Annotated in this window: 20 protein-coding genes; 11 read left to right on the forward strand and 9 right to left on the reverse strand. The window is 72.0% G+C overall.

Annotated features, from left to right (window positions below; translation table 11 throughout):
• Positions 1-101 precede the first annotated feature (101 nt).
• Genes lptE through rlmH form a run of 5 tightly spaced genes read left to right on the forward strand, consistent with a single transcriptional unit; the run spans position 102 to position 3,333 of the window.
• Positions 102-659: an LPS assembly lipoprotein LptE gene (gene lptE / locus WCE37_RS09755; RefSeq protein ID WP_343279200.1), complete on the forward strand. Its 558-nt coding sequence runs from the start codon at positions 102-104 to the stop codon at positions 657-659.
• Between the two features lie 16 nt (positions 660-675).
• The gene (holA, locus tag WCE37_RS09760; RefSeq protein ID WP_343279201.1) at positions 676-1,713 is read left to right on the forward strand and encodes a DNA polymerase III subunit delta; all 1,038 of its coding nucleotides are present in this window, start codon (positions 676-678) and stop codon (positions 1,711-1,713) included.
• Positions 1,710-2,387, forward strand: a complete 678-nt coding sequence (gene nadD, locus WCE37_RS09765; RefSeq protein WP_343279202.1) for a nicotinate-nucleotide adenylyltransferase — start codon at positions 1,710-1,712, stop codon at positions 2,385-2,387. Before holA ends, nadD begins: the two co-directional genes overlap by 4 nt.
• A 29-nt stretch (positions 2,388-2,416) precedes the next feature.
• Positions 2,417-2,854, forward strand: coding sequence for a ribosome silencing factor (rsfS, locus tag WCE37_RS09770; RefSeq protein ID WP_343279203.1), 438 nt, complete (start codon positions 2,417-2,419; stop codon positions 2,852-2,854).
• An 8-nt stretch (positions 2,855-2,862) separates the two neighbouring features.
• Complete coding sequence (rlmH, locus tag WCE37_RS09775) at positions 2,863-3,333, forward strand: 23S rRNA (pseudouridine(1915)-N(3))-methyltransferase RlmH (protein WP_343279204.1); 471 nt, start codon at positions 2,863-2,865, stop codon at positions 3,331-3,333.
• Positions 3,334-3,347: 14 nt separating this feature from the next.
• On the opposite strand, the gene WCE37_RS09780 is transcribed toward rlmH, so the two are convergent.
• A complete protein-coding gene (locus WCE37_RS09780; protein WP_343279205.1) occupies positions 3,348-4,058 on the reverse strand; it encodes an energy transducer TonB in 711 nt (236 codons plus the stop codon).
• A 74-nt stretch (positions 4,059-4,132) separates the two neighbouring features.
• On the reverse strand, positions 4,133-4,876 hold the full coding sequence (locus WCE37_RS09785) for an SIMPL domain-containing protein (RefSeq protein WP_343279206.1): 744 nt from the start codon (positions 4,874-4,876) through the stop codon (positions 4,133-4,135).
• Between the two features lie 122 nt (positions 4,877-4,998).
• On the opposite strand from WCE37_RS09785, the gene WCE37_RS09790 reads away from it, so the two are divergent.
• The 4 genes from WCE37_RS09790 (at position 4,999) to tldD (ending at position 12,587) form a co-directional block, all read left to right on the forward strand.
• On the forward strand, positions 4,999-5,592 hold the full coding sequence (locus WCE37_RS09790) for a Maf family protein (RefSeq protein ID WP_343279207.1): 594 nt from the start codon (positions 4,999-5,001) through the stop codon (positions 5,590-5,592).
• Positions 5,589-7,088 (forward strand): ribonuclease G, encoded by a 1,500-nt coding sequence (gene rng / locus WCE37_RS09795; RefSeq protein ID WP_343279208.1) that lies wholly within the window; start codon positions 5,589-5,591, stop codon positions 7,086-7,088. The genes WCE37_RS09790 and rng overlap by 4 nt, the downstream gene beginning before the upstream one ends.
• Before the next feature lie 27 nt (positions 7,089-7,115).
• Positions 7,116-11,081, forward strand: a complete 3,966-nt coding sequence (locus WCE37_RS09800; protein WP_343279209.1) for a YhdP family protein — start codon at positions 7,116-7,118, stop codon at positions 11,079-11,081.
• 63 nt (positions 11,082-11,144) lie between these two features.
• On the forward strand, positions 11,145-12,587 hold the full coding sequence (gene tldD / locus WCE37_RS09805) for a metalloprotease TldD (RefSeq protein ID WP_343279210.1): 1,443 nt from the start codon (positions 11,145-11,147) through the stop codon (positions 12,585-12,587).
• 10 nt (positions 12,588-12,597) lie between these two features.
• On the opposite strand, the gene yjgA is transcribed toward tldD, so the two are convergent.
• Complete coding sequence (gene yjgA / locus WCE37_RS09810) at positions 12,598-13,161, reverse strand: ribosome biogenesis factor YjgA (RefSeq protein WP_343279211.1); 564 nt, start codon at positions 13,159-13,161, stop codon at positions 12,598-12,600.
• Between the two features lie 62 nt (positions 13,162-13,223).
• Here yjgA and pmbA point away from each other — a divergent pair, with 62 nt between their 5' ends.
• Both pmbA and WCE37_RS09820 read left to right on the forward strand, forming a co-directional pair.
• Complete coding sequence (gene pmbA / locus WCE37_RS09815; protein WP_343279426.1) at positions 13,224-14,594, forward strand: metalloprotease PmbA; 1,371 nt, start codon at positions 13,224-13,226, stop codon at positions 14,592-14,594.
• A 108-nt stretch (positions 14,595-14,702) separates the two neighbouring features.
• Entirely contained in the window at positions 14,703-15,140 is a 438-nt protein-coding gene (locus tag WCE37_RS09820) for a DUF4870 domain-containing protein (RefSeq protein ID WP_343255283.1), read from the forward strand.
• A gap of 67 nt (positions 15,141-15,207) precedes the next feature.
• Here the strand turns inward: WCE37_RS09820 and WCE37_RS09825 are convergent, their stop codons facing one another.
• From WCE37_RS09825 to WCE37_RS09850, 6 genes are all read right to left on the reverse strand, one after another.
• On the reverse strand, positions 15,208-16,539 hold the full coding sequence (locus WCE37_RS09825) for a M48 family metalloprotease (protein ID WP_343255282.1): 1,332 nt from the start codon (positions 16,537-16,539) through the stop codon (positions 15,208-15,210).
• Positions 16,515-18,368: a CHASE2 domain-containing protein gene (locus WCE37_RS09830; RefSeq protein WP_343279212.1), complete on the reverse strand. Its 1,854-nt coding sequence runs from the start codon at positions 18,366-18,368 to the stop codon at positions 16,515-16,517. Before WCE37_RS09830 ends, WCE37_RS09825 begins: the two co-directional genes overlap by 25 nt.
• Positions 18,369-18,460: 92 nt before the next feature.
• Entirely contained in the window at positions 18,461-19,372 is a 912-nt protein-coding gene (locus WCE37_RS09835; protein ID WP_343255280.1) for a farnesyl diphosphate synthase, read from the reverse strand.
• Entirely contained in the window at positions 19,365-19,631 is a 267-nt protein-coding gene (locus WCE37_RS09840) for an exodeoxyribonuclease VII small subunit (RefSeq protein ID WP_343279213.1), read from the reverse strand. Before WCE37_RS09840 ends, WCE37_RS09835 begins: the two co-directional genes overlap by 8 nt.
• Positions 19,632-19,641: 10 nt before the next feature.
• A complete protein-coding gene (gene tilS, locus WCE37_RS09845) occupies positions 19,642-21,048 on the reverse strand; it encodes a tRNA lysidine(34) synthetase TilS (protein ID WP_343279214.1) in 1,407 nt (468 codons plus the stop codon).
• A 49-nt stretch (positions 21,049-21,097) separates the two neighbouring features.
• The gene (locus tag WCE37_RS09850; protein WP_343279215.1) at positions 21,098-21,382 is read right to left on the reverse strand and encodes a hypothetical protein; all 285 of its coding nucleotides are present in this window, start codon (positions 21,380-21,382) and stop codon (positions 21,098-21,100) included.
• Positions 21,383-21,427 lie beyond the last annotated feature (45 nt).

Raw genomic sequence — 21,427 nt, forward strand, 5'->3', positions numbered from 1 at the left:
CTGAAAGGATTCCGTCATGGTGGCCTCGCGGTGGCACGCCTGGGGCTCGCGGCGCCTGGATTGTTGATAAGCAGACGCCGCGTCGTTCACACTGCGGCACTATGAAACGACTCCGCACGCTGTCCGCCGTCGCCCTGGTCCTGCTGCTGACCGCCTGCGGCTTCCATCTCCGCAAACCGCTGCAGCTGCCGCCGGACCTCATCGGCGTGCAGGTGACGGCGCGCAGTCCCTACAGCCCCTTGCTGCAGGCGCTCACCCGCACGCTCGAGCACGCCGGCTTCGAAGTCCCCGAGCGCGCGGGCGAAGGTGTTGGACGGCTCCAGATCCATTCCGAGCGCTGGGAGTCGCAGGCGATCAGCGTCGACCAGTTCGGCCGCGCCCAGGAATTCACCCTGCGCTATGCGGCCGTGTTCAGCCTGCTGGATGGCAACGGTGACGAACTGGTGCCCGAGCAGGTGATCGAGCTGTCGCGGGACTACGTGTCCCTTCCGGCGAATTCCTCGGGCTCGGAAAGCGAGCGCGAGATGCTGTCGCGCGAGATGGAGCGCGAGATGGCGGCCGCCGTGCTGCGCCGTATCGACGCGGTGAGCCGCGCCCACCTGGAGCAGGACCAGGTGCAGCTGCCGGCGCCGGTGCCGCTGCCGCCTGCCGGCGGCTGAGCGGCCACGCTCGGCAATGGCTCGCGACCCGAGTCCCGAACAGCTGGCCGGTGGCCTTTCCCGAGGTCCCTTGGCACCCGTGTACCTGGTTGCCGGCGCGGAGCCCCTGCGCGTGCTGGAGTGTGCCGACGCCATCCGCACCGAGGCTCGCGTGCAGGGCTATGCCGAACGCGAAGTATTCGAGGTCGAGACACGCGACATCGACTGGGACGGTCTCGAGGCCAGCCTGCGTGCGCCAAGCCTGTTTTCGTCGCGTCGACTGATCGAGGTCCGCCTGCCGACGGCGAAGCCGGGCAAGCGCGGCGCGGAAGTGATCGCCGGCTACTGCGCGGCGCCGCCGCCCGACACCTGCATGCTCGTCACCGGCGGTGAGTGGAGCGGCAAACACGGCGGCAAGTGGAGCCAGGCGATCGCCTCGGTCGGCGCGATCGCGGTGGCCTGGCCGGTGAAGCCGCATGAGCTGCAGGGCTGGCTGGAAGCGCGCCTGCGCCGCCAGGGCGTGCGCGCCGACCGTGGAGCGGTGCAGCTGCTGCTGGAACGCGTGGAAGGCAACCTGCTTGCGGCCGCCCAGGAAATCGACAAGCTGGCCCTGGTCGCAGGCGATGACACCCTGGACGCGGCGCGGATGCAGGCCCTGGTGGCCGACGCCGCGCGCTACGACGTGTTCCGCCTGGTCGATTCCGCGCTCAACGGCGAAGGCGTGCACGTGCTGCGCATGCTGGCCGGGCTGCGCGCCGAGGGCGCTGCCGTGCCGGCGCTCATGGGCATGGTGGTGATGGAGCTGCAGCGTGCGGCGGCGCTTGCGCGTGTCAAGGCGCGCGGGGGCAACCTGGCGGCCGAGTTCAAGGCCCAGCGGATCTGGGATTCCAAGGAGGCGGCCTACCGCCGCGCCCTGGATCGCCACCCCGCCGCGCGCTGGGAGCGCTTCGTCGCGACGGCGGGCGAAGTGGACCGGGTCGCCAAGGGCCGCGGCGCCGGCGACGAATGGCTGATGCTGGAACGGCTGCTGCTTGCGGTCGCGGATCCGCGCGCGGTTCCGCTGCTGGCGGCATGACCCTGCTGGCCTGCTACGGCGGCAGCTTCGACCCGGTTCATCTTGGCCATATCGCAGTCGCCGTGGCGGTGCGCGACGCCCTCGCGGCCGAGGTGGCCCTGGTGCCGGCCGCGGATCCACCGCACAAGGACGCGACCCACGCCACGGCCGCCCAGCGCGTGCGGATGCTCGAACTGGCCATCGCCGGCGAGCCTGCACTGCGCGTGGATGCGCGCGAGCTTGAACGCGAGGGCCCGTCCTACACCGTCGACACCCTGCGCCTGCTGCGGGCAGAGCAGGGACCGCATCGCCCGATCGCCTGGGTGGTGGGCGGCGACTCCCTGCTGCAGCTCGACGCCTGGCACCGCTGGCGTGAAATCTTCGCCCACGGCCACGTGCTGGCGGTCGCGCGCCCCGGCTCGCCGCTGCGGGCGGACGAGATCGCGGCGCGCGCGCCCGCGGTTGAGCGTCAATTGGGCTTCCGGCGCAGGCCGGCCGAGGCGCTGGCGCGATCGCCGGCGGGTGGCTTCGCGACGCTGGAACTGCCCCGCCTGCGCCCCGAGTCTTCTACCGAGGTGCGGCGGCTGGTTGCCGATGACGGGGACTGGGAGCCGATGCTGCCGCCGGCGGTGGCCGGATTCATCCGCGAACGCCGAATGTATGGATACGGGGCGGCGACGCCTCCTTCGCTATAATCCACGCCCCCGCCAACGAGCCACAGTCCTTGTCCAGCCAAGCGCAAGTCATCAAGACCAGCCTGCCCAACCCGCCGCCGTCCGTGGATGTCCTGCTGTCCACGGTCCTGGAAGCCGTTGCCGAACTGAAGGCGGTGGATGTCACCGGGATCGACGTGCGCGGCAAGACCAGCGTGTGCGATTACATGGTGGTCGCCTCCGGCACGTCGACCCGCCATGTGAAATCGATCGCCGATGAAGTGGTGAAGTTCGCCAAGCGACTGGGCTGCCAGCCGCTGGGCGTGGAGGGCGAGCGCGAGGCCGAATGGGTGCTGGTCGACCTCGGCGACGTCGTGGCGCACATCATGCTGCCGCGGGTGCGCGAGTTCTATGCCCTGGAGCGCCTTTGGACGGTTGGCGACGAGCCGCCGGGTGCCGACGATGACGGCTTCAGCGACATCCGCGGTCCGGCCCGCGACGCCGGCTGAGGTTCCGGGTGAAGGCACGCCTGGTTGCCGTGGGCGAACGCCCGCCGGGCTGGGTCGCGGACGGCTTCGCCGAATATCGCAAGCGGCTGTCGCACTGGCTGCCGCTTGAACTCGTGGAAATCACGCCCGGCCTGCGCGGCAAGGGCCGTGACGCCGTGCGCGCCACCCATGATGAAGGCCAGCGCGTGTTGGCGGCGCTCCCGCGCGACGTGCACGTGGTGGCGCTGGACGGCCGCGGCCGCGCCTGGGATTCGGAGGCGCTTTCGACGCGACTCGAACACTGGCGCGGGCAGGGGCGCGACCTCGCGTTCCTGGTCGGCGGGCCCGAAGGCCACGCCGACGACGTGCTGGCTCGCGCCGACGAATCCTGGTCGCTGGGGCCGCTCACCCTCCCGCACATGCTGGTGCGGCTGGTGCTGGCCGAGCAGCTGTACCGCGCCGCGGCGCTGCTCGCCAACCATCCCTACCACCGGGCCTAGGCCCGGGTCGCTGCTCAGCCGCGGTCGAGCCTGAAGTCGATCGGGACCAGCCCGATCGCCTGGACCGCGCGGCCGTCGCGCATCGCCGGCTGGAAGCGCCAATGCCGCAGCACGTGGCGGCGCGCGGCCTCGTCCAGCTGGCGGTGGCCGCTGCCCTCCTGCACCTGGACCTGCAGCGGCCGGCCATCGACGTCGACCAGGACCTGCAGCATCACCGTTCCCTGCAGCCCCGCGCGCAGCGCCTCGCGCGGGTAGGGCGGTGCGCTGGCCTCGGCATAGGCCAGGCGCATGCCGGTCAGGGGGCCGGACGCCGGCGGTGCGATGTCGGCACTGCCGTACTCGAGCGGCGGGGCCGGATCGGCGGCGATGATGCCGCCCTCGACCAGCGGCGGCGCGACCGGGGCCGGGTCGCGCGCGACCACGCGCTGCGCGGGAGCGGTCGGCGCCGGCGGAGTGACCGGACGCTCCACCGGCACGATCTCGGGCGGTGGGGGCGGCGGCACCGGCCTGGCCTCGAACCACTCGGCCTCCAGGCCGCGCGGTGCCGCGGGTTCGGACGTGGGCCGGGACAGCGGAACCAGCATCAACAGCAACAGCGCGCCGTTGAACAGCAGCGCGCCGGACACCCCGGCGATGCGCACCGGATCGGGCCGGCTGGCGGCGTGCGGCTCAAGGCGCGCATGCGGGACGGACGACGGACTGCGGACTTCGGGCTGCAGGACCATGGACCACCTCCTCGTTGTACCGGCATGCTGCCGGCTGCACGGGGGCCAACGCGCGGCCGGCGGCCGCGGGGTTGTCAGCGCCCCAGTTCGAACACGATCTCCAGATTGGCCTCCAGGGTGTTCTCGCCCGGCGCCACCGGGGTCGACTCCGCATCCATGGCCGCCATCGCGCGCATGGCGTACATCGGCCGCGGCTGCGGGATGCTGCCGCCTTCGCTGATGCTGACGATGCGGCGCACGCGCAGGTCAAGCGCCTTGGCGTACATGTCGGCACGGGCGCGGGCCTGCTCGAGCGCCTTGCGCCGCGCCTCGTCGTAGACCACCTCGGGCCGGTCGATGCCGAAGCTGGGGCCGTTGACGTTGTTGGCGCCGCTGGCCACCAGGGCGTCAAGCACTTCGCCCAGCTTCGCGATGTCACGCACGGTCAGGTTCACCGTGTTGCTGGCGTTGTAGCCGGAGATCCGCGGCTCTTCGTTTTCGACGTGCCGGTAGCTCGGGTGGATGTTGATGCCGGAGGTCTGGATGTCCTTCTCGGCCACGCCCGCGGCGCGGATCGCGGCCATCACCCGCGACATCTGCGCGGCGTTCTCGCGCATCGCGGTACTGGCGTCGGCGGCCTGGGTGACCACGCCGGCCGAGGCCGTGGCGATGTCGGGCGCGCGGCTGGATTCGCCCCGGGCCGAAACCGAAAGCAGGGTGCCGTCGCTGCCGGCGCCCGGGTACGTGGTTTGCGCGGATGCGGTCATGGCGAGGCTTCCAAGGACCAGGCTGATGGCGAGGGTGGCGGCGGCTGCCGTACGCAGGATGGTCGGGCTCATGTGGATCTCCGGAAGCGGTGGAAACAGGGTCGGGACGGGGGAGTGAACGGGTCGTGAGCCGGAACGGGGTTGCGGCCGCGGAGCATCGGCGGGCCGCGGCCCCGGCACGGTATCCTTCCGACATGCTCCACCTTGCCTCCAAATCACCGCGCCGGCGCGAACTGCTGGCGCGCCTGGGACTCGACTTCGGCGTGCTCGACGTCGACGTGCCGGAGCAGCGTGCGCCCGGCGAATCGGCGGAAGGCTATGTCGCCCGCGTCGCCCGCGACAAGGCCGGCGCCGGGCTGCTGCGCGTGGTCGCGGTGCCTGGCGCGGTGGTGCTGGGTTCGGATACCGAGGTGGTGCTCGAGGACGAGGTGTTCGGCAAGCCCGCCGATAAAGCCGCGGCCGAGGCCATGCTGCGCCGCCTGTCGGGCCGCACGCACCGGGTGCTGACCGCGGTGTCGGTGGTGTCCGCCGGGCGCGAGGCGCGAGTGATGGTGGCCAGCGAGGTCGCCTTCGCGCCGCTGTCGGACGATGACATCGCCGACTACGTCGCCAGCGGCGAGTCCATGGGTCGCGCCGGCGCCTATGCCATCCAGGGCGGTGCCGAACGCTTCGTCAGCCGCCTGGCAGGCAGCTATTCCGGGGTGATGGGCCTGCCCCTGCACGAGACCGCCGCGCTGCTGCGCGAATTCGACATCCATGCGCGCACCCCGCGCGGGGGCGGCGCATGAGCGAGGAGATCCTGGTCAACGTGACCCCGCGCGAGACCCGCGTCGCGGTGGTCGAGAACGGCATGCTCCAGGAGCTGCACATCGAGCGTGGTTGGAGCCGCGGGGTCGTCGGCAACATCTACAAGGGCCGCGTGCAGCGGGTGATGCCGGGCATGCAGGCGGCGTTCGTCGACGTCGGCCTCGAGCGCGCGGCCTTCCTGCATGCCAACGACGTGCTGCGGCCCGGCCGCGCCGAGGGCCTCGCCGTGGAAGAGCCCGGCCCCGGTCCCGCGCAGCCGGCGCCGCAGGCCACGCCGCCGATCAGCGAACTGCTCCGCTGCGGCCAGGAGGTCGTGGTGCAGGTGGTGAAGGATCCGATCGGCGGCAAGGGCGCGCGCCTGACCACCCAGATCAGCATCCCGTCGCGCTACCTGGTGCTGCTGCCGCAGTCGAGGGTGATCGGCGTCTCGGCGCGGATCGAGGATGAAGCCGAACGCGCGCGCCTGAAGTCACTGGTGGGTGAGCGCGCGCTCGCCAACGGCCACGGCTACATCGTGCGCACGAACGCGGAAGGCCAGCCGGCCGAGGCGCTGGCCGAGGACATCGCCTACCTGGCGCGCGCCTGGGCGCTGGTCGAGGGCGGCGTGGCCGGGGCCCGCGTGGGCGCCTGCGTGTACGAGGACCTGACCCTGCCGATGCGCGCGGTGCGCGACCTGATGCGCCGGGACGTGGAAAAGGTGAAGGTGGATTCGCGCGAGACCTGCGACCGGCTCAAGGCCTTCGCCGCGCAGTACATGCCGGGGCTGGCCGAGAAGATCGAGCACTACAGCGGCGCGCGCCCGGTGTTCGACCTCTACGGCGTCGAAGACGAGATCGGCCGCGCGCTGGAAAAGGAAGTGCCGCTGAAGTCCGGCGGCTACCTGGTGATCGACCAGACCGAGGCGATGACCACGGTCGACGTCAATACCGGTTCGTTCCTGGGCCAGCGCAACCTGGAGGAAACGGTCTATCGCACCAATCTGGAGGCCGCGCAGGCGGTGGCGCGCCAGCTCAGGCTGCGCAACCTCGGCGGCATCATCATCATCGACTTCATCGACATGACCGATCCCGAGCATCGCCGCCAGGTGCTGCGCACGCTGGAGAAGTCGCTGGCGCCGGACCATGCCAGGACCACGGTCTACGACTTCTCGCCGCTGGGCCTGGTGGAGATGACGCGCAAGCGCACGGTCGAGAGCCTGCAGCGCCAGCTCAGCGAAACCTGCCACGAATGCGGCGGCCGCGGGATGCTCAAGACCGCGGAGACAGTGACCTACGAAGTGTTCCGCGAGATCGTGCGCGCGGTGCGCCAGTTCGACGCCGAGCGCCTGCTGGTGATCGCTTCGCCCAAGGTGGTGGCGCGGATCACCGAAGAGGAGTCGGCCGCGGTGGCGGAACTCGAGGAGTTCCTTGGCAAGAGCATCCGCTTCCAGGCCGACGAGCAGTACATGCAGGAGCAGTTCGATGTCGTGCTGCTCTGAGCCCCGCGCACGGCGCGCAGGCCGCTGATGCCCGGCCGGCTCCGCCGCGGCCTGCGTCGCGCGCGGCGCGGCGCCTGGTATGTGTTCGCCGTCGGCCTGGTGCTGATGGCGCTGGGTGCCGGCCTCACCAGCCAGCTGCTGCCGCTGGCCGAGCGCCATCCGGACCGGATCGCCGAGTGGCTTGGCAAGCGTGCCGGGCGGCCGGTGTCGTTCGATGGCCTGGAGACGGCGTGGACGCGGCGCGGCCCGCTGCTGCGCCTCGATGGACTCCGCATCGGCGAAGGTCCCGACGCGATCCCGGTCGGCGAGGCCGAGGTGCTGGTGGCGCAGTACGCCGGCCTGCTGCCCGGGCGTTCGTTCACCGAGCTGCGCCTGCGCGGGCTGGAGCTCCGGCTGGAGCGCAGCGACGACGGCCGCTGGCAGGTGCGTGGACTGCCCGGCGAGGAACAGTCCGACGGCGATCCGTTTGCCGTGCTGGAAGGTCTGGGCGAACTGCAGGTGGTGGACGGCGTGCTCGAGGTGTCGGCGCCGGGCCTGGGGATTGCATCGCGCCTGGGCGAGGTCGACCTGCGCCTGCGCGTGGACGGCAACCGCGTGCGCGCCGCGGCGCGGGCCTGGATGCGCCCGGGGGTGTCGCCGCTGGACATCACCGCCGAGCTGGATCGCGACAGCGGCGATGCGCGCGCCTGGATGGCGCTGCGCCGCGCGGACCTCGCGGCGTGGTCGGCACTGCGCATCGGTGGCATTGGTCCGCTGTCGGGCTCCGGCCGGATCCAGACCTGGGCGCGCCTGCGCGGCTATCGGGTGGAATCGTTGACGCTGCGCGCCGCGCTCGAGGGCGTGCGCCTGGAGGGTGGCGGCGATGCCGGCACCGGTGGCCGGGCGCGCGAGGTGGACATCGGACCGCTCGACATCGACGCGCGCTGGACCGCGCTGGACGGCGGCTGGCGCCTCGATGCGCCGCGCTTGCGCCTGGGCGAGGGCGGCGACGAGCACACCCTCGACGGGCTGTTGCTGGCCGGCGGTGCGCGCCGTGCGCTGGTCGCCGAGCGCCTCGATGCCGGGGCATTGCTGTCGTTGGCACCACTGCTGCCGTCGGTGCCGTCCCCGCTGGTCGACTGGCTTCGCGAGGCGCGGCCGGCAGGCATCCTGCATGCCGTGGACGTGGCCGGTGAGGCCGGCGGTGCCCTGCGCGCAAGCGCGCGCATCGAAGACTTCGGGTTCCTGCCGCGCGGCGGCGCACCCGGCGTGTCCGGCCTGGCAGGCAGCCTTCGCGGCGATGCCGCCGGGCTGGTCTTCACTCCCGACCCGCAGGCGACGGTACACGTCGACTGGCCGATGGGTTTTGGTCCGCCGCCGCATGCGATCCGGCTGCGCGGCGAAGTGGCGGCCTGGGTCGCTGGCGCCGGCTGGCAGGTGCACGCGCCCGCGCTGCGGATCGATGGCCAGGGCTATGGCGCCGACGTTCGCGGCGGCCTGGCGTTCGAAGGCGATGGAACCCGGCCGCGCATCGACCTGGCCGCCGAGGTCGACGCTGCACGCGTGCCGATGGCCAAGCGCTTCTGGATCCGCCACATCATGCCCGGGGCGGCGGTTGACTGGCTGGACTCCGCCCTGGTCGACGGCCAGGTGCTCGATGGTCGCGCAGTGGTGTCGGGCGACCTCGATGACTGGCCGTTCGACGCCGCGGACGGGGTGGCCGGGCGCGGCCTGTTCCACGCCTCGGGCAGGCTCGAGGATGCCGTGGTCCGCTTCGATCCCGACTGGCCCGCTGCGCAGGCGCTCGCCGGGCGCCTGGACTTCGTCGCCAATGGTTTCACGTTCGAAGGCAGCGCGGAGCTTGGAGGCGTGGCCATGGAATCGCTGCGCGCCGACATCGCCGACTTCGGGCACGCGCCGCTGCGGCTGTCGACGGAATTCGCGTCCGACGCGGCCCCCGTCCTGGCCCTGCTCCGTGCCAGCCCGCTCCGCGACGGGCGAGAAGAGCTGCTGGATGCGCTGGACGCCTCGGGGCCGCTGCGGGCCACCTACGCCATGGAGCTTCCGCTGGGTAGCAGCGATGGCGGCGGCGATGGCGGGTTGCAGGTGTCTGGCCGGGTGGCACTGGCAGGCGCGAAGCTTGGCGAAACGCGATGGCAGCTGGCCTTTGACGATGTCCGCGGCGAGGCCCGCTACGACCAGTCGGGTTTCGCTGCCGACAGGCTCAGGGTGCGTCGCGAGGGCCAGCCGGGCCGCCTGTCCCTGCGCGCGGGCCGGCCCCACGTTCGCAACCGCGACATGGCCTTCGAGGCCGAGCTTGAAGCCAGCCTGGCATCGTCGGAGCTCGCCGCGCGCGCGCCGGAGCTGGCGTGGCTGGGCGCGCGCATGGACGGGCGCTCATCGTGGACGCTGGCCCTCGGGCTGCCCGCGGACGCCGGCAGCGATGGCGCTGGCGGCCGGCTGCAGCTGCGTTCGGACCTGGTGGGAACCCGGCTGACGCTGCCGCAGCCGCTGGGCAAGCCGGCCGCAGAACCGCTGGCCGCGCGCATCGACCTGACCTTGCCGATGGGCGAGGACGATATCGACGTGGTGCTGGGCGACCGAGTCGCGCTGCGCGCACGCAGCCGGGCCGGACGCACGGGAATACTTGCGGTGCTCGGCCGCGATCGCGTCGACGCGGCGCCGCCGGATTCGGGCATACGGATCGAAGGCCGCACACCGGTGCTCGATGCGATGGAATGGGCGGGGATGTTCAGCGGCGGCGGACAGGACGGCGCCGATGGTCTTGCGCTGCGCGGGATCGACCTGGTCGTCGGGAGCCTGCAGCTGCTGGGCGCGGGCTTCCCGCAAACCCGCGTGGTGGCGCGGCAGGAGGGCGGGGCCACCACGATCGGGTTTGATGGCGAGGCCCTGGCGGGCAGCTTGCGCATTCCTCAGGACAAGGGCGCGACGCTGTCGGGCCACCTGCAGCGCCTGTACTGGCGCAGCGCCCGCGGTGCCGATGTGGACGCCGCCGGCGCCGGCGGCGTCCGTGCCGGCGTCACTGCCCAGGCTCCGGAGGCGACGGCTCCAGGCGGTCCCGATGGCCGCGATGCCGCTGCCGATGCCGACATCGACCCCGCTGCGATTCCGCCGCTGTCTCTCGTGATCGATGAGCTGCGGGTCGCCAAGGCATCGCTGGGACGGGTGGACCTGCGCACGCGCCCGACCGCCGCCGGCCTGCAGGTCGAGTCGCTGCAGCTGCGTGCACCGGAACAATCGATCGATATCGAAGGCGCCTGGGTCGGGCGCGGCGCGCACGCGCGCACACGGATGCAGGTGGCCGTGGACAGCGGCGACTTCGGTGCCCTGCTGGACGGCTTCGGCATGGCCGGACGCATGGACGGTGGCACCGGAACGGCGCACTTCGAGGGCTCCTGGCCGGGCTCGCCCGCCGGCTTCAGGCTCGGCGGGCTCGAAGGCCGGCTTGCGCTCACGATCAAGGATGGACGCCTGGTCGAGGTCGAGCCCGGTGCGGGCCGGGTCCTGGGCCTGCTCAGCGTTGCCGAGCTGCCGCGGCGGCTGATGCTTGATTTCCGCGACTTCTTTTCGCGCGGCTTCGCCTTCAACCGCATCGGCGGCGGCGTCGAGTTCGCCGGCGGCATGGCGCGCGGCGACGAGCTGGTGATCGATGGACCTGCCGCCGAGATCCGCATCGGCGGCAGCGCCGACCTGCGTGCGCAGACCTACGACCAGCTGATCGATGTCTTCCCGCGCACCGGGAGCCTGCTCACCGCGGTGGGTGCGCTCACCGCCGGCCCGGTCGGCGCGGCGGTGGGTGCCGTGGCCAACGTGGTGCTGGAGAAGCCGCTGGGCCGCATGGGCGCACGCCGATACCACGTCACCGGGCCATGGAAGGATCCGAAGGTCGTGGTCGAAGGCCGCGAGATGCCGGCCCCGGTCGAGGGTGCGCCGGAGCCCGACCCGGATGCGGCGCCGGTGTCGGAGCCTGCGCCCGATGACCCGCGGCCTTGATCGGCGGGCCTGCGCCCGCACGTCTATGTGATGACTTCCCGTGACCCCGAGCCGGACCCGACCATGACCCAAGCCCTTGCGATCGCCGAATCACGCCTGCTGCTGCCTGCGGGCCTCGACGGCGGCGGCCTGGACCGCGCCTTCGGGACCCTGCTGGGCCCGGGCATCGACTTCGGCGACATCTACTTCCAGCACGCGCGGCGCGAGAGCTGGACGGTCGAGGACGGCATCGTCAAGGACGGTGCGCATTCGATCGAGCAGGGCGTGGGCGTGCGCGCGATCAGCGGCGAGAAGACCGGCTTCGCCTATGCCGACGACATCAACGCCGAGTCGCTGCTGTCGGCGGCCGGTTCGGCGCGGGCGATTGCCCACAGCGGCGCCGAACGGCGCGTGCAGGCGCTGGTGCCGGCCGGCGTGCGTGCGTTGTACGCGCCCGAGGATCCGGTCGATGGCATGGCCAATGACGCCAAGGTCGAGGCCCTGCGCCGCGTGGATCGCCTGCTGCGCGCCGCCGACCCGCGGGTGAAACAGGTGATGGTGAGCCTGTCGGGCGGCGTCGACACCATTTTCGTGGCGCGCTCGGACGGCGTGATGGCCGGCGACGTGCGGCCGCTTGTGCGGCTCAACGTGCAGGTGATCGTGGAGCAGGGTGGCCGCCGCGAGAGCGGCTATGCCGGCTATGGCGGGCGCTACTCGTACGCCGAGCTGCTGGGCGACGGCCAGCCTGAAAAGTTCGCGCGCGAAGCGCTGCGCCAGGCGCTGGTGAACCTGGAGGCCATCGACGCCCCGGCCGGCGTGATGCCGGTGGTGCTCGGCAGCGGCTGGCCCGGCGTGCTGCTGCACGAAGCGGTCGGCCATGGCCTGGAGGGCGACTTCAACCGCAAGGGCACCAGCACCTACGCCGGGCGCATGGGCCAGCGCGTGGCGGCGCCAGGCGTGACCATCGTCGATGACGGCACGCTCGACAAGCGCCGCGGCTCGCTCAACGTCGACGACGAGGGCACGGCCACGCAGTGCACCACCCTGATCGAGGACGGCGTGCTCGTGGGCTATATGCAGGACACGCTCAACGCGCGGCTGATGGGCGTGGCGCCGACCGGCAACGGTCGCCGCGAATCGTTCGCGCACCTGGTGATGCCGCGCATGACCAATACCTACATGCTGGCGGGGCAGGACGACCCGGCCGACATGATCCGCTCTGTGAAGAAGGGCCTGTACGCGGTCAATTTCGGCGGTGGACAGGTCGATATCACCAGCGGCAAATACGTGTTCTCGGCCACCGAGGCCTATCTGATCGAGGATGGCAAGGTGACCGCGCCGGTGAAGGGGGCGACGCTGATCGGCAACGGGCCGGAGACCATGCAGAAGGTGCGCATGGTCGGGCATGACATGGCGCTCGATGACGGCGTCGGCATCTGCGGCAAGGACGGCCAGAGCGTTCCGGTCGGCGTCGGCCAGCCCTCGCTGCTGATCGACGGCATCACCGTCGGCGGCACCAGGGCCTGATGCCCGAGGGTCAGTCGGTGGCGGTGGCGTCGTCCGCTCCAGCGGCTTCGGGCTGGCTGTCGAGCAGGGCGCGGATTTCGCGGTACAGCTCGCGGAAGGCGCGCGGCGGCTTGTTCGCCTTGCGCTCGGCCAGCGCGTTGCGCACCAGCTGCCGCAGGCGCTGGCGGTCGGCGCCGGGGAATTCGTCGATGAGCGCCGCCAGTGCGGCGTCGCCTTCGTCGCCAAGCAGGCGTTCGCGCCATTCCTCGGCGCGGTGCAGGCGCGCGGTGTCCAGGCGTGCGGCCTCGCCGCCGACGTCGAGCGCGTCGTGCAGGGCGTCCAGCGCCTCATCGTCTTCGCGGCGCAGCTGCTTGGCCAGGAACGCGACCTCGCGCTTGCGCGCGATGTGCGAGCTGATGCGCCGCGCCCGGTCGATATGCGGGAGCAGGTGCTCGTCCAGCGGCAGCTTCGCCAGCTTGCCCGGGTCGAGTTCCACCAGCTGTTTGGCCAGTTCCAGCACGTCCAGCGCCTCGCGGCGCTGCGCGCTGCGGCTGGGGCCGAGGAATTCGCCGCTCTCTTCGTCCTTGCCGCGCATGTCGTTCCAGTCGCCCGTTGAACCATTTCAAGAACTCCAAGGATAAGGCATTGACCACCGCGATCACCGACGCCAGCCCCGACGCCAGCCCCATCAACGACGACAGCCGCGAGCGCCTGGCGCGCCTGGAGGCCATCGCCGGGCAGTTGCTGGACCGCTGCCGCGATGCCGGAGCCACCCAGGCCGAGGTCGCTTCAAGCGAGGACCGGGGCCTCAACGTCAACGTGCGCATGGGCGAAGTGGAATCGGTGGAATCCACCCGCGACCGCGGCGTCGCGGTCACCGTCTACTTCGGCCAGCGCAAGGGCAGCGCCAGCACCGCCGACCTGCGCGAGGAGAGCCTTGCGGCGACGGTCGAACAGGCCTGTGCCATCGCGCGTCATACCGAGGACGATGCCGCCGCCGGCCTGGCCGACGCCGCGCTGATGGCGCGCGACCTGCGCGACTTCGACACTTGGCATCCGTGGGACATCGATGCGCAGGGCGCGGTGTCGCTTGCGCTGGCGGCCGAGCAGGCCGGCCGCGACGCCGATGTCCGGATCACCAATTCCGACGGCGCCGGCGTCGGCAGCGGCACCTCGCTCAGCGTGTACGCGAACTCGCACGGCTTTATCGGTGCCGAGCGCGGCAGCCACCACAGCGTGTCCTGCGCGCTGATCGCCGGCCGCGGCGAAGACATGCAGCGCGACGGCTGGTACAGCTATGCCCTGGCCGCGGGCGACCTGGAGCCCGCGGCCGCGATTGGACGCGCCGCGGCGCAGCGCACGCTCGCACGCCTGGACCCGGCACCGCTCGCCACCGGCCGCCACCCGGTGCTGTTCTCGGCCGAGGTCGCACGTTCCCTGGTCGGCCATCTGCTCGGCGCGGTGTCCGGCGGTGCGCTGTACCGCGGTGCCAGCTTCCTGGTCGATGCGGCGGGCACGCAGCTGTTCCCGGAGTGGTTCTCGATCCACGAGCGCCCCTTCCTGGCGCGCGGCCTGCGCTCTGCCTCCTTCGATGCGGAAGGCGTGGCCACGCGTGAATCGGCCCTGGTCGACGGCGGCGTACTGCAGCGCTACGTCCTCGGCAGCTACTCCGCGCGCCGTCTTGGCCTGGACACCACGGCCAACGCCGGCGGCGTGCATAATCTCGAGCTCGCGGCCAACGCCGGCGGCTTCGACGAACTGGTGCGTGGCATGGACCGCGGCCTGGTGGTCACCAGCCTGATGGGGCAGGGCGTGAACACCATCACCGGTGACTATTCGCGCGGGGCGTCGGGCTTCCTGGTGGAAGGAGGCTCCATCGTGCGCCCGGTCGACGGCATCACCGTGGCCGGCAACCTGCGCGACATGTTCAAGGCGATCGAAGCCGTGGGCACCGACGTTGATCCGCGCTCGCACATCCGCACCGGCTCGATCCTGGTCGGCGCGATGACGGTGGCCGGCAGCGACTGAGGCCACGGCGTCATCGCAGCCGGGACTGGCCCATCAGTTGGGTTGCCTGCACGCGCCACGACCCCATCATTGCCCTGGGCCGGACCGTTTCCGGCCGGAGCCGAAGCAATGCGCAATCCACTTCCCCTCGTCACCAGCACGCCGTCGGAGCGCCAGTGGGCCGCGTTGGCGCATCTGGCCGCGCTGGTCCTGGCGCTGTGCACGGGCTGGATCGCAGGCGCGGCCGGCATGCTTGGTGCCGGCGCGGTCTATCTGTTCAAGCGTGACCAGTCGCAGTTCGTCGCCACCCACGCCCGCGAGGCGCTGAACTTCAACCTCAGCATGTTCATCTATGCATGCGTCGCCACGGCGATCGGCATCGTGCTGGTCGGCGCCACCGTGCTGACCCTGGGCCTGGGTGCGATCGTGACCCTGCCCGCGGGACTGCTGCTCCTGCTCGCTTACTGCGCGATCGCGATCATGTGGCTGGTCTGCAGCGTGATCGCGATCGTCCGCGCATGGAACGGGCAGGCTTATCGCTACCCCCTGACGCTGCGCCTGTTCTGAGCCCTGGCGGCGCTGTGCCGGCAGGCGCACCGCGCAAGGTGCCGCATGCAGCGGGCGCCGGCCCGGCTCAGCGCCGGCCGTCGCGTCCGCCACCCCGGTCCAGGCGATCCATGCGCTCGTCGAGTGGCGGGTGCGTCCGGTAAAGCTGGGCCAGGCGCGCCGGCCGGCTGCCGAAGGAAGCCATCTTCTGCAGCACCGAATAGAACGCCAGCGGATCGAAGCCGGCGCGCTGCAGGTAGACCCCGGCCGCCGCGTCGGCACGGTACTCGGCCTCACGGTCGAGATCGGTCAGCAGCACCGCGGCACCGTGCCGGTCGATGTAGTCCTTCACATGGGCCGCGGCGCCGGGCGCGCTGACCTGCGACAGCGCGACGTCCTTCCCGGCCTCGCGCACCTGCTGCCTGCGGATCACTTCGAAGTGATCGCGCTGGACCACGTGCCCGAGCTCATGGGCGATCACGGCGGCCACCTCGGCATCGTCGGCAAGCAGCCCGTACAGGCCGCGGGTCAGCAGGATGTATCCGCCGGGCGCAGCGTAGGCGTTGATCTCGCCGTCGTCGATGATGCCGAAGGTCCAGGGCAGGTCCGGGCGCGATGTCTGCGAGGCCACCCAGCGTCCGATCAGGTTGACGCGGCGCTGGGCGGCATCGTCGTTCCACAGCGGTGCCGCGCCGAGCATGCGGGCGCTGACGGCGGGTCCGAAGGCCCGCTCCTCTTCGGCGATTTCCCGGTTGGACTTGCCGATGGCCCGGTCCGCGATGCGGCTGCCCGCGGACTCGCTGATCATGCCGCCACCGAGTTTCGACAGCAGGCCACGCGCGGCCCTGAGGCTGCTGCGCTTGTCGGCCTGCGTGGCCTGGGTTCCGGAGACGTCGAGTTCCTGCGCTTCGCCCGCCAGCGGCACGCTGCGCGCCTGCCAGCCCTGCGCGCGTGCGTGCGCCGCGGCGGTGCCGGCGTCGACGCGATGGGCCTCCAGCCGCGCCAGGCCGGCGGCATCGTGGCGGCCAGCGGCCAGGACGCTGGCATCGATGCCGCGCACGGTCGCGGTTTCAGTCACGCGCCCCTTGCCCGCCGTGCCCTGGAACAGCGCACGCCGTCCGTCGTCATCCGACTCCTGGCCGGCCGGGACCACTCGCACCTCGTTGATGCGGACATAGCCGCTGCGCCCGCCGTCAAGCGCCAGCTGGTACCAGAGGCCCTTCTGCGCGCTGATCGCGACCGGCGCGTCGCGGCCCAGGGTGGTGATCGCGGGGGATTCGAAGTCGGGTGCCGCGCGTACCTCCACCGAGCGCTTGTGCACCACGGCGGGAAGATCAGCGGCGTGCGCGGGTATCGCCAGGCAGGCAGCCGACGCGAACGCCAGCAGGCCCAAACTCAGGGATCGGATCGTGTTTCGCATGGAGTTCCCTCCTCGGGCAACGGGTTTTTATGGATCCAGTTGTTGTGCTTCGCCAACGGCCAGTGCGGGAGGCGGTCCAGGTCCTGGCCCAGCAGCGCGCGCAGGCGCAGCCGCCGGTGGCGCGCGCCCTGGATGCCCTCGACCGTGCGGTCCTCGATCGCCGTGGTGGCGACGCAGGCCATGACGCGCCCGATGCCGTCCAGGCGTTCGCCGCCGGCGTTGAGCAGGGCGTGGAGCGCATCGAGATCGGCCTGCGCCATCGCGCGCGCGGCGGCTTCGCTTTCGGCGGCCCAGGTCAGCAGGACCAGGTCGTCGAGCAATGCGTGCATCCAGTGCTTGCGCTCGATCACGCCCTCGATCAGCACGATGCGGTCGCTGGAATGGACCAGCCTGCGCAGCGTGCGCCGGTATTCCCGGCGGGCGCGCTTGGCGCGCTGCGGCGACAGCGAGGGATCGGGCTCGAAGCGCAGGCGCGCAAGCAGCAGCCAGGGGCGGGTGGCGGGGTCGTATTCACGCAGATAGTCGGAGTTGCCGATGGCGCGCCCGCGCTGCACCGCCGCGTAGCCCCGGCACAGTCCGAAGCACAGGGCGCCGAACGCGAGGCTGGCGAAAATGTCGATGAACCAGCCGAACAGCGTCAGGCCGACGAAGGCCACGGCAAGCAGCACCAGGTTGAGGGCGACGAACACCGGGTCGACGTCCTGGTGCGGTTCGCCGCGCCAGAAGACGAAGCAGGACAGCAGGACCAGGATCGCCGCCAGGGCGTACTTCAGCCAGCCCGGCGGCATCCGGATCCAGCTGCCGGTGAGCAGGGCCTCGGTGGCCTCGGCAAGGATCTCGACCCCGGGCATCGCCATGTCCACCGGCGTCGGCTTGCTGTCGTTGATCCCGGCGGCGGTGTGCCCGATAACGGCGACCGCATCGCGCAGCGGCGGCAGTCCGCTGCCACAGACCGGTACGCCTTCGAGCAGGTCGGCGGCGCTGGCATAGGGCAGGCGCGACCGCTCGCGCCAGTTGATGCGCAGTGCGCCGCCGCGTGCAGCCACGGCGGCGGTGGTTTCGGCCCCCGCGGCCTGTGCCAGGCGTAGCGTCATGGCGGGGATCGCCCAATCGCCGGCGGGCTCGTACAGGCGGACATCGCGCAGCACGCCGTCCCGGCCGCGCTCGATGTTGACCAGCCCGGAATGCCGGGCCATGGCCGCACCGTAGGGCTGGACCAGTGCGACCGCCGGTCCGGGCGTGGCGGCATCGGCAACGCGACGCACCGCGCCTGGTGCTTCGGCGGCGTGAAGCGTCGCCAGCGGGTCGAAGTCCCGGTGCATGCGGCTGGCGGCGAAGACGAACCTGCCGTCGCCGGCCGCGGCCATGGCTTCAAGCAGGGCGTCGCCCGCGGGGTCGGCGGGGGCGCGGTCGGCAAACAGCACGTCGATCCCGACCGCGCGCACGCCCGCGCGGTCCAGCGCTTCCAGCAGGTCGGCATGGCGCTCGCGGCTCCAGGGCCAGCCACCTTCGCCACGGGCCCGGTAATAGTCGATCGAGCAGTCGTCGATTTCGACCACCACGGTGCGCCCGCCGGGCACCGGTTCGATTGGCCGCCAGCCGATGATCCGGTCGAACACGGCGTCTTCCGCGGCATCGAGGGAGCGCGCGTGCTGCATGTCCCAGCCCAGCCAGCCCAGCATCAGCACCGCCAGCAGGGGATAGAAGGCAAAGCGCAGCCGCTGCGAGATCCACGCCAGGGGCCGCCGGTAGGCCCGTTCGAGTACCGCCCACGCATCCATGAAGCCGATGCCGGCGCTCGCCATCATGCGGTCGATGGCCGCGCGCACCCTGTATCCGAATGTCCCTCTCACCCCTGTCGCTGCGCCTCTTGCACCGGTTCAGGGGGTATACGACAAACGCGGGACAAACCCGCCAGTGATCAGTGCGAGCGGTGGATCGCCAGCGTGGCCAGCGCGGCCAGTGGGGCCGCGCGGGGGCCGATCGGAGCGAGCGCGGCGTCCATGGCCGCCGCCAGCTCCGCGAGCCGCGCGCGTGATGCCGTGGCGCCGACCAGTGCGGGGAAGGTCGCCTTGTCCTGCGCCGCGTCCTTGCCGGCGGTCTTGCCGAGCACGGCGCTTTCGCCCTCGACGTCGAGCAGGTCGTCGCGGATCTGGAAGGCCAGGCCGAGGGCGCCGGCAAAGGCGTCCAGGCGCTGGCGCCCGTCGTCGCCGGCGTCGGCGGCGATCGCGCCCATGCGCAGCGCGGCACGGATCAGGGCGCCGGTCTTGAGCGCATGCAGGCGTTCAAGGGCCTCGAGGCTGGACGCGGAACCGGTGCCGGTCGCTGCCAGGTCCAGCGCCTGGCCACCGCACATGCCGCCGGCGCCCGAGGCCTGCGCAAGCTCGCGCACCATTGCCACGCGTGCGGCGTCGCCGACATCGGGATGGGCGCGGGCAAGCACGGCGAAGGCCAGCGACTGCAGGGCGTCGCCGGCGAGGATCGCGGTGGCTTCGCCATACGCGACGTGCACGGTGGGCTGGCCGCGGCGCAGGGCGTCGTCGTCCATCGCCGGCAGGTCGTCGTGGACAAGGGAGTACGCGTGGACCAGTTCGATGGCCGCCGCGGGCGCATCAAGCGCGGACTCCGCTGCGCCCAATGCTGTGCCGGCGGCGTAGACCAGCAGCGGGCGCATGCGCTTGCCGCCGAGCAGCAGGGCGTGGCGCATGGCGGCGCCGAGGCGCTGTTCGGCCGCGGGATGGTCGGCGAGGGCGGCTTCAAGCACGCCGTCGATGCGCTGCCGCCAGTCCTCCAGCCGTGCCGCGGTGGCGTCCGCGGCGTGGGCGTCAGGCATCGTTGCCGCTGTCCGGGAATGCCGTCGCCGAGTCAGGCTGCTGCGGATCGGTGAGCAGGCGCACGCGCAGCTCGGCCGCTTCCAGCGCCTGCTGGCAGCGACGGTACAGGCCGACGCCGCGTTCGTAGGCGGCGAGCGAGTCTTCCAGGCTCATTTCGCCGCGCTCCATCTTTTCGACCAGCTGTTCAAGCGAGTCGAGCGAGGCTTCGAAGTCGGCGACGGGGGACGTGGCGTTGGTGGAATCGGGCGTGCTTGGCATGGGTGCCAGTTTACGCCAAGTCCCGCCAGCGCAGCCTGGCGCCGCGCGCCTGCAGCCAGGCGTACAGGGACGCGTCGAGGATGCGGTCGCCCGCCGCCAGCAGCCGGCCGGCGGCGTCGGACAGCAGCGGCATGCGCGCGCGCTGCCACGGTGCGATGCCGGCATCCTGCAGCACCTGCTTGAGCGCGTGCGAATGCGTCCGGCCGGGCAGGTGGATGCGTTCGCTGCCGCGGCGGGCATGGGCGTGCAGGGGCTGTCCGAAGGCGTCGGCACCTTCAAGCGCGAGGCTGCCGCCGCCGGGCAGCGGCAGGGGCGCGCGGCCGTCCCAGGGCCGCGCCCAGCCGGGCTCGAGCGGGGCCAGCGCCTGCAGCGGCATGGCGTGGAGCCGTCCGCGCCATGCGCGGACGCATGCGTTGCTCCAGCGGTACGCGGCGGCGCCGTCGCCGCGGGCCGAGAGCAGGGCCTCGATTCCGGGGATGGCGGATGCCGGCAGCGGTGGCAGGCCAAGCCCGGCGGCCCAGGCGCGGAGCAGGCGTGCGCGCTGCGCGGGCGGCAAGGCTTCCAGCGGGCCGATCGGCAAGGTCCGGCGGCCGCGAGTGCGGTCGCCCGTGCGGTCGCGATCGGCCGGCAAGGCATCGCCCCCGTCGCCGTCGCTCGCCCTGGCCATCAGGCCGTCCAGCGCGGCCGCGTCATGCACGGCGAGCAGGTCCGCCGCTTCGGCGCACAGCGCGGCACTGCGCGCCAGCGCCGTATCGGCGCCTGGCCAGCGCTGTCGCAGGAGGGGCAGCACGGTCCGGCGCAGGAACGTACGGTCGTGCATCGGGTCGGCATTGGCCGGATCTTCGATCCAGGCCAGGTTGCGGGCACGCGCCCAGGCTTCCAGGCGGGTGCGTGGCAGCAGCAGCAGGGGGCGCCACATCCAGCCCGCGGCGAAGCGGCGCCAGGGACGCATTGCCGCCAGTCCATCGGGGCCGGAGGCGCGCAGGGCGCGCAGCAGGAAGGTTTCGGCCTGGTCGTCCTGGTGGTGGGCGAGCGCGAGCACCTCGTCCTTGCCCAGGGCCCGGGCGAAGGCCGCGTGTCGCGCCGCGCGCGCCGCGCCTTCGAGGCCCAGGCCGCTGTCGCGCCCCACCGCGACCCTTTGCACCGCAAGCGGCACGCCCAGTGCGGCGCAGGTCGCGCTGCAGTGGGCGGCCCAGGCATCGGCGTCGGGATGCAGGCCGTGATGCACATGCAGTGCGCGCAGGCCGCGCGCGCGGATGGTGGGCAGCGCCGCAAGCCGGTGCAGCAGCACGCTGGAGTCGAGTCCGCCGCTCAGGGCGACGGTGATCGCGGTGCCGGCGTCGTCGTCCGGAACCCTGAGCAGCTGCTCCGGCAGCAGGCGTTCCAGGCGGATGGCATCGGGCAGGTCGGGGTTCATCGGCAGCGCCGCGGCACGCGGCGGACGGGCCGCCGCGCGCCGCGCCGTGTCACTCGGTTTCGATGCGGATGCCGCCGATGAAGCCGGCCGCGAGGTTGTAGATGATCGCCTGGATGGCGCCGGCGATGAAGCCGACGATGCCGTACATGATCGGCAGGATGATGATCCCCATGAATCCGCCGACCGCGGCGAACATGCCGCCGCTGTCACCCATCATGCTGCCGAACAGGCTGCTGAACAGGAACATGATGACGCCCGCCAGCAGGCCGAAGGCGGCTGCGATGATGCCCGAGATCTTTGCCGCGGACAGCACGTCGATACGCTTGATGATCATCCATTGTCTCCCCTTGCCGGCGGATTGCCGGCAGGCGAAGTCTAT

This window comes from Luteimonas sp. MJ250, assembly GCF_039548455.1.
In the GTDB taxonomy this organism is placed as follows: domain Bacteria; phylum Pseudomonadota; class Gammaproteobacteria; order Xanthomonadales; family Xanthomonadaceae; genus Luteimonas.

What these genes read in the sequence shown, in the direction of transcription:
- lptE (WP_343279200.1), top strand. Translation starts at nt 102, where the DNA reads ATGAAACGACTCCGCACGCTGTCCGCCGTCGCCCTGGTCCTGCTGCTG.
- holA (WP_343279201.1), top strand. Translation starts at nt 676, where the DNA reads ATGGCTCGCGACCCGAGTCCCGAACAGCTGGCCGGTGGCCTTTCCCGA.
- nadD (WP_343279202.1), top strand. Translation starts at nt 1,710, where the DNA reads ATGACCCTGCTGGCCTGCTACGGCGGCAGCTTCGACCCGGTTCATCTT.
- WCE37_RS09780 (WP_343279205.1), bottom strand. Translation starts at nt 4,058, where the DNA reads ATGGTCCTGCAGCCCGAAGTCCGCAGTCCGTCGTCCGTCCCGCATGCG.
- WCE37_RS09785 (WP_343279206.1), bottom strand. Translation starts at nt 4,876, where the DNA reads ATGAGCCCGACCATCCTGCGTACGGCAGCCGCCGCCACCCTCGCCATC.
- WCE37_RS09790 (WP_343279207.1), top strand. Translation starts at nt 4,999, where the DNA reads ATGCTCCACCTTGCCTCCAAATCACCGCGCCGGCGCGAACTGCTGGCG.
- rng (WP_343279208.1), top strand. Translation starts at nt 5,589, where the DNA reads ATGAGCGAGGAGATCCTGGTCAACGTGACCCCGCGCGAGACCCGCGTC.
- WCE37_RS09800 (WP_343279209.1), top strand. Translation starts at nt 7,116, where the DNA reads ATGCCCGGCCGGCTCCGCCGCGGCCTGCGTCGCGCGCGGCGCGGCGCC.
- tldD (WP_343279210.1), top strand. Translation starts at nt 11,145, where the DNA reads ATGACCCAAGCCCTTGCGATCGCCGAATCACGCCTGCTGCTGCCTGCG.
- yjgA (WP_343279211.1), bottom strand. Translation starts at nt 13,161, where the DNA reads ATGCGCGGCAAGGACGAAGAGAGCGGCGAATTCCTCGGCCCCAGCCGC.
- WCE37_RS09820 (WP_343255283.1), top strand. Translation starts at nt 14,703, where the DNA reads ATGCGCAATCCACTTCCCCTCGTCACCAGCACGCCGTCGGAGCGCCAG.
- WCE37_RS09825 (WP_343255282.1), bottom strand. Translation starts at nt 16,539, where the DNA reads ATGCGAAACACGATCCGATCCCTGAGTTTGGGCCTGCTGGCGTTCGCG.
- WCE37_RS09835 (WP_343255280.1), bottom strand. Translation starts at nt 19,372, where the DNA reads ATGCCTGACGCCCACGCCGCGGACGCCACCGCGGCACGGCTGGAGGAC.
- WCE37_RS09840 (WP_343279213.1), bottom strand. Translation starts at nt 19,631, where the DNA reads ATGCCAAGCACGCCCGATTCCACCAACGCCACGTCCCCCGTCGCCGAC.
- tilS (WP_343279214.1), bottom strand. Translation starts at nt 21,048, where the DNA reads ATGAACCCCGACCTGCCCGATGCCATCCGCCTGGAACGCCTGCTGCCG.
- WCE37_RS09850 (WP_343279215.1), bottom strand. Translation starts at nt 21,382, where the DNA reads ATGATCATCAAGCGTATCGACGTGCTGTCCGCGGCAAAGATCTCGGGC.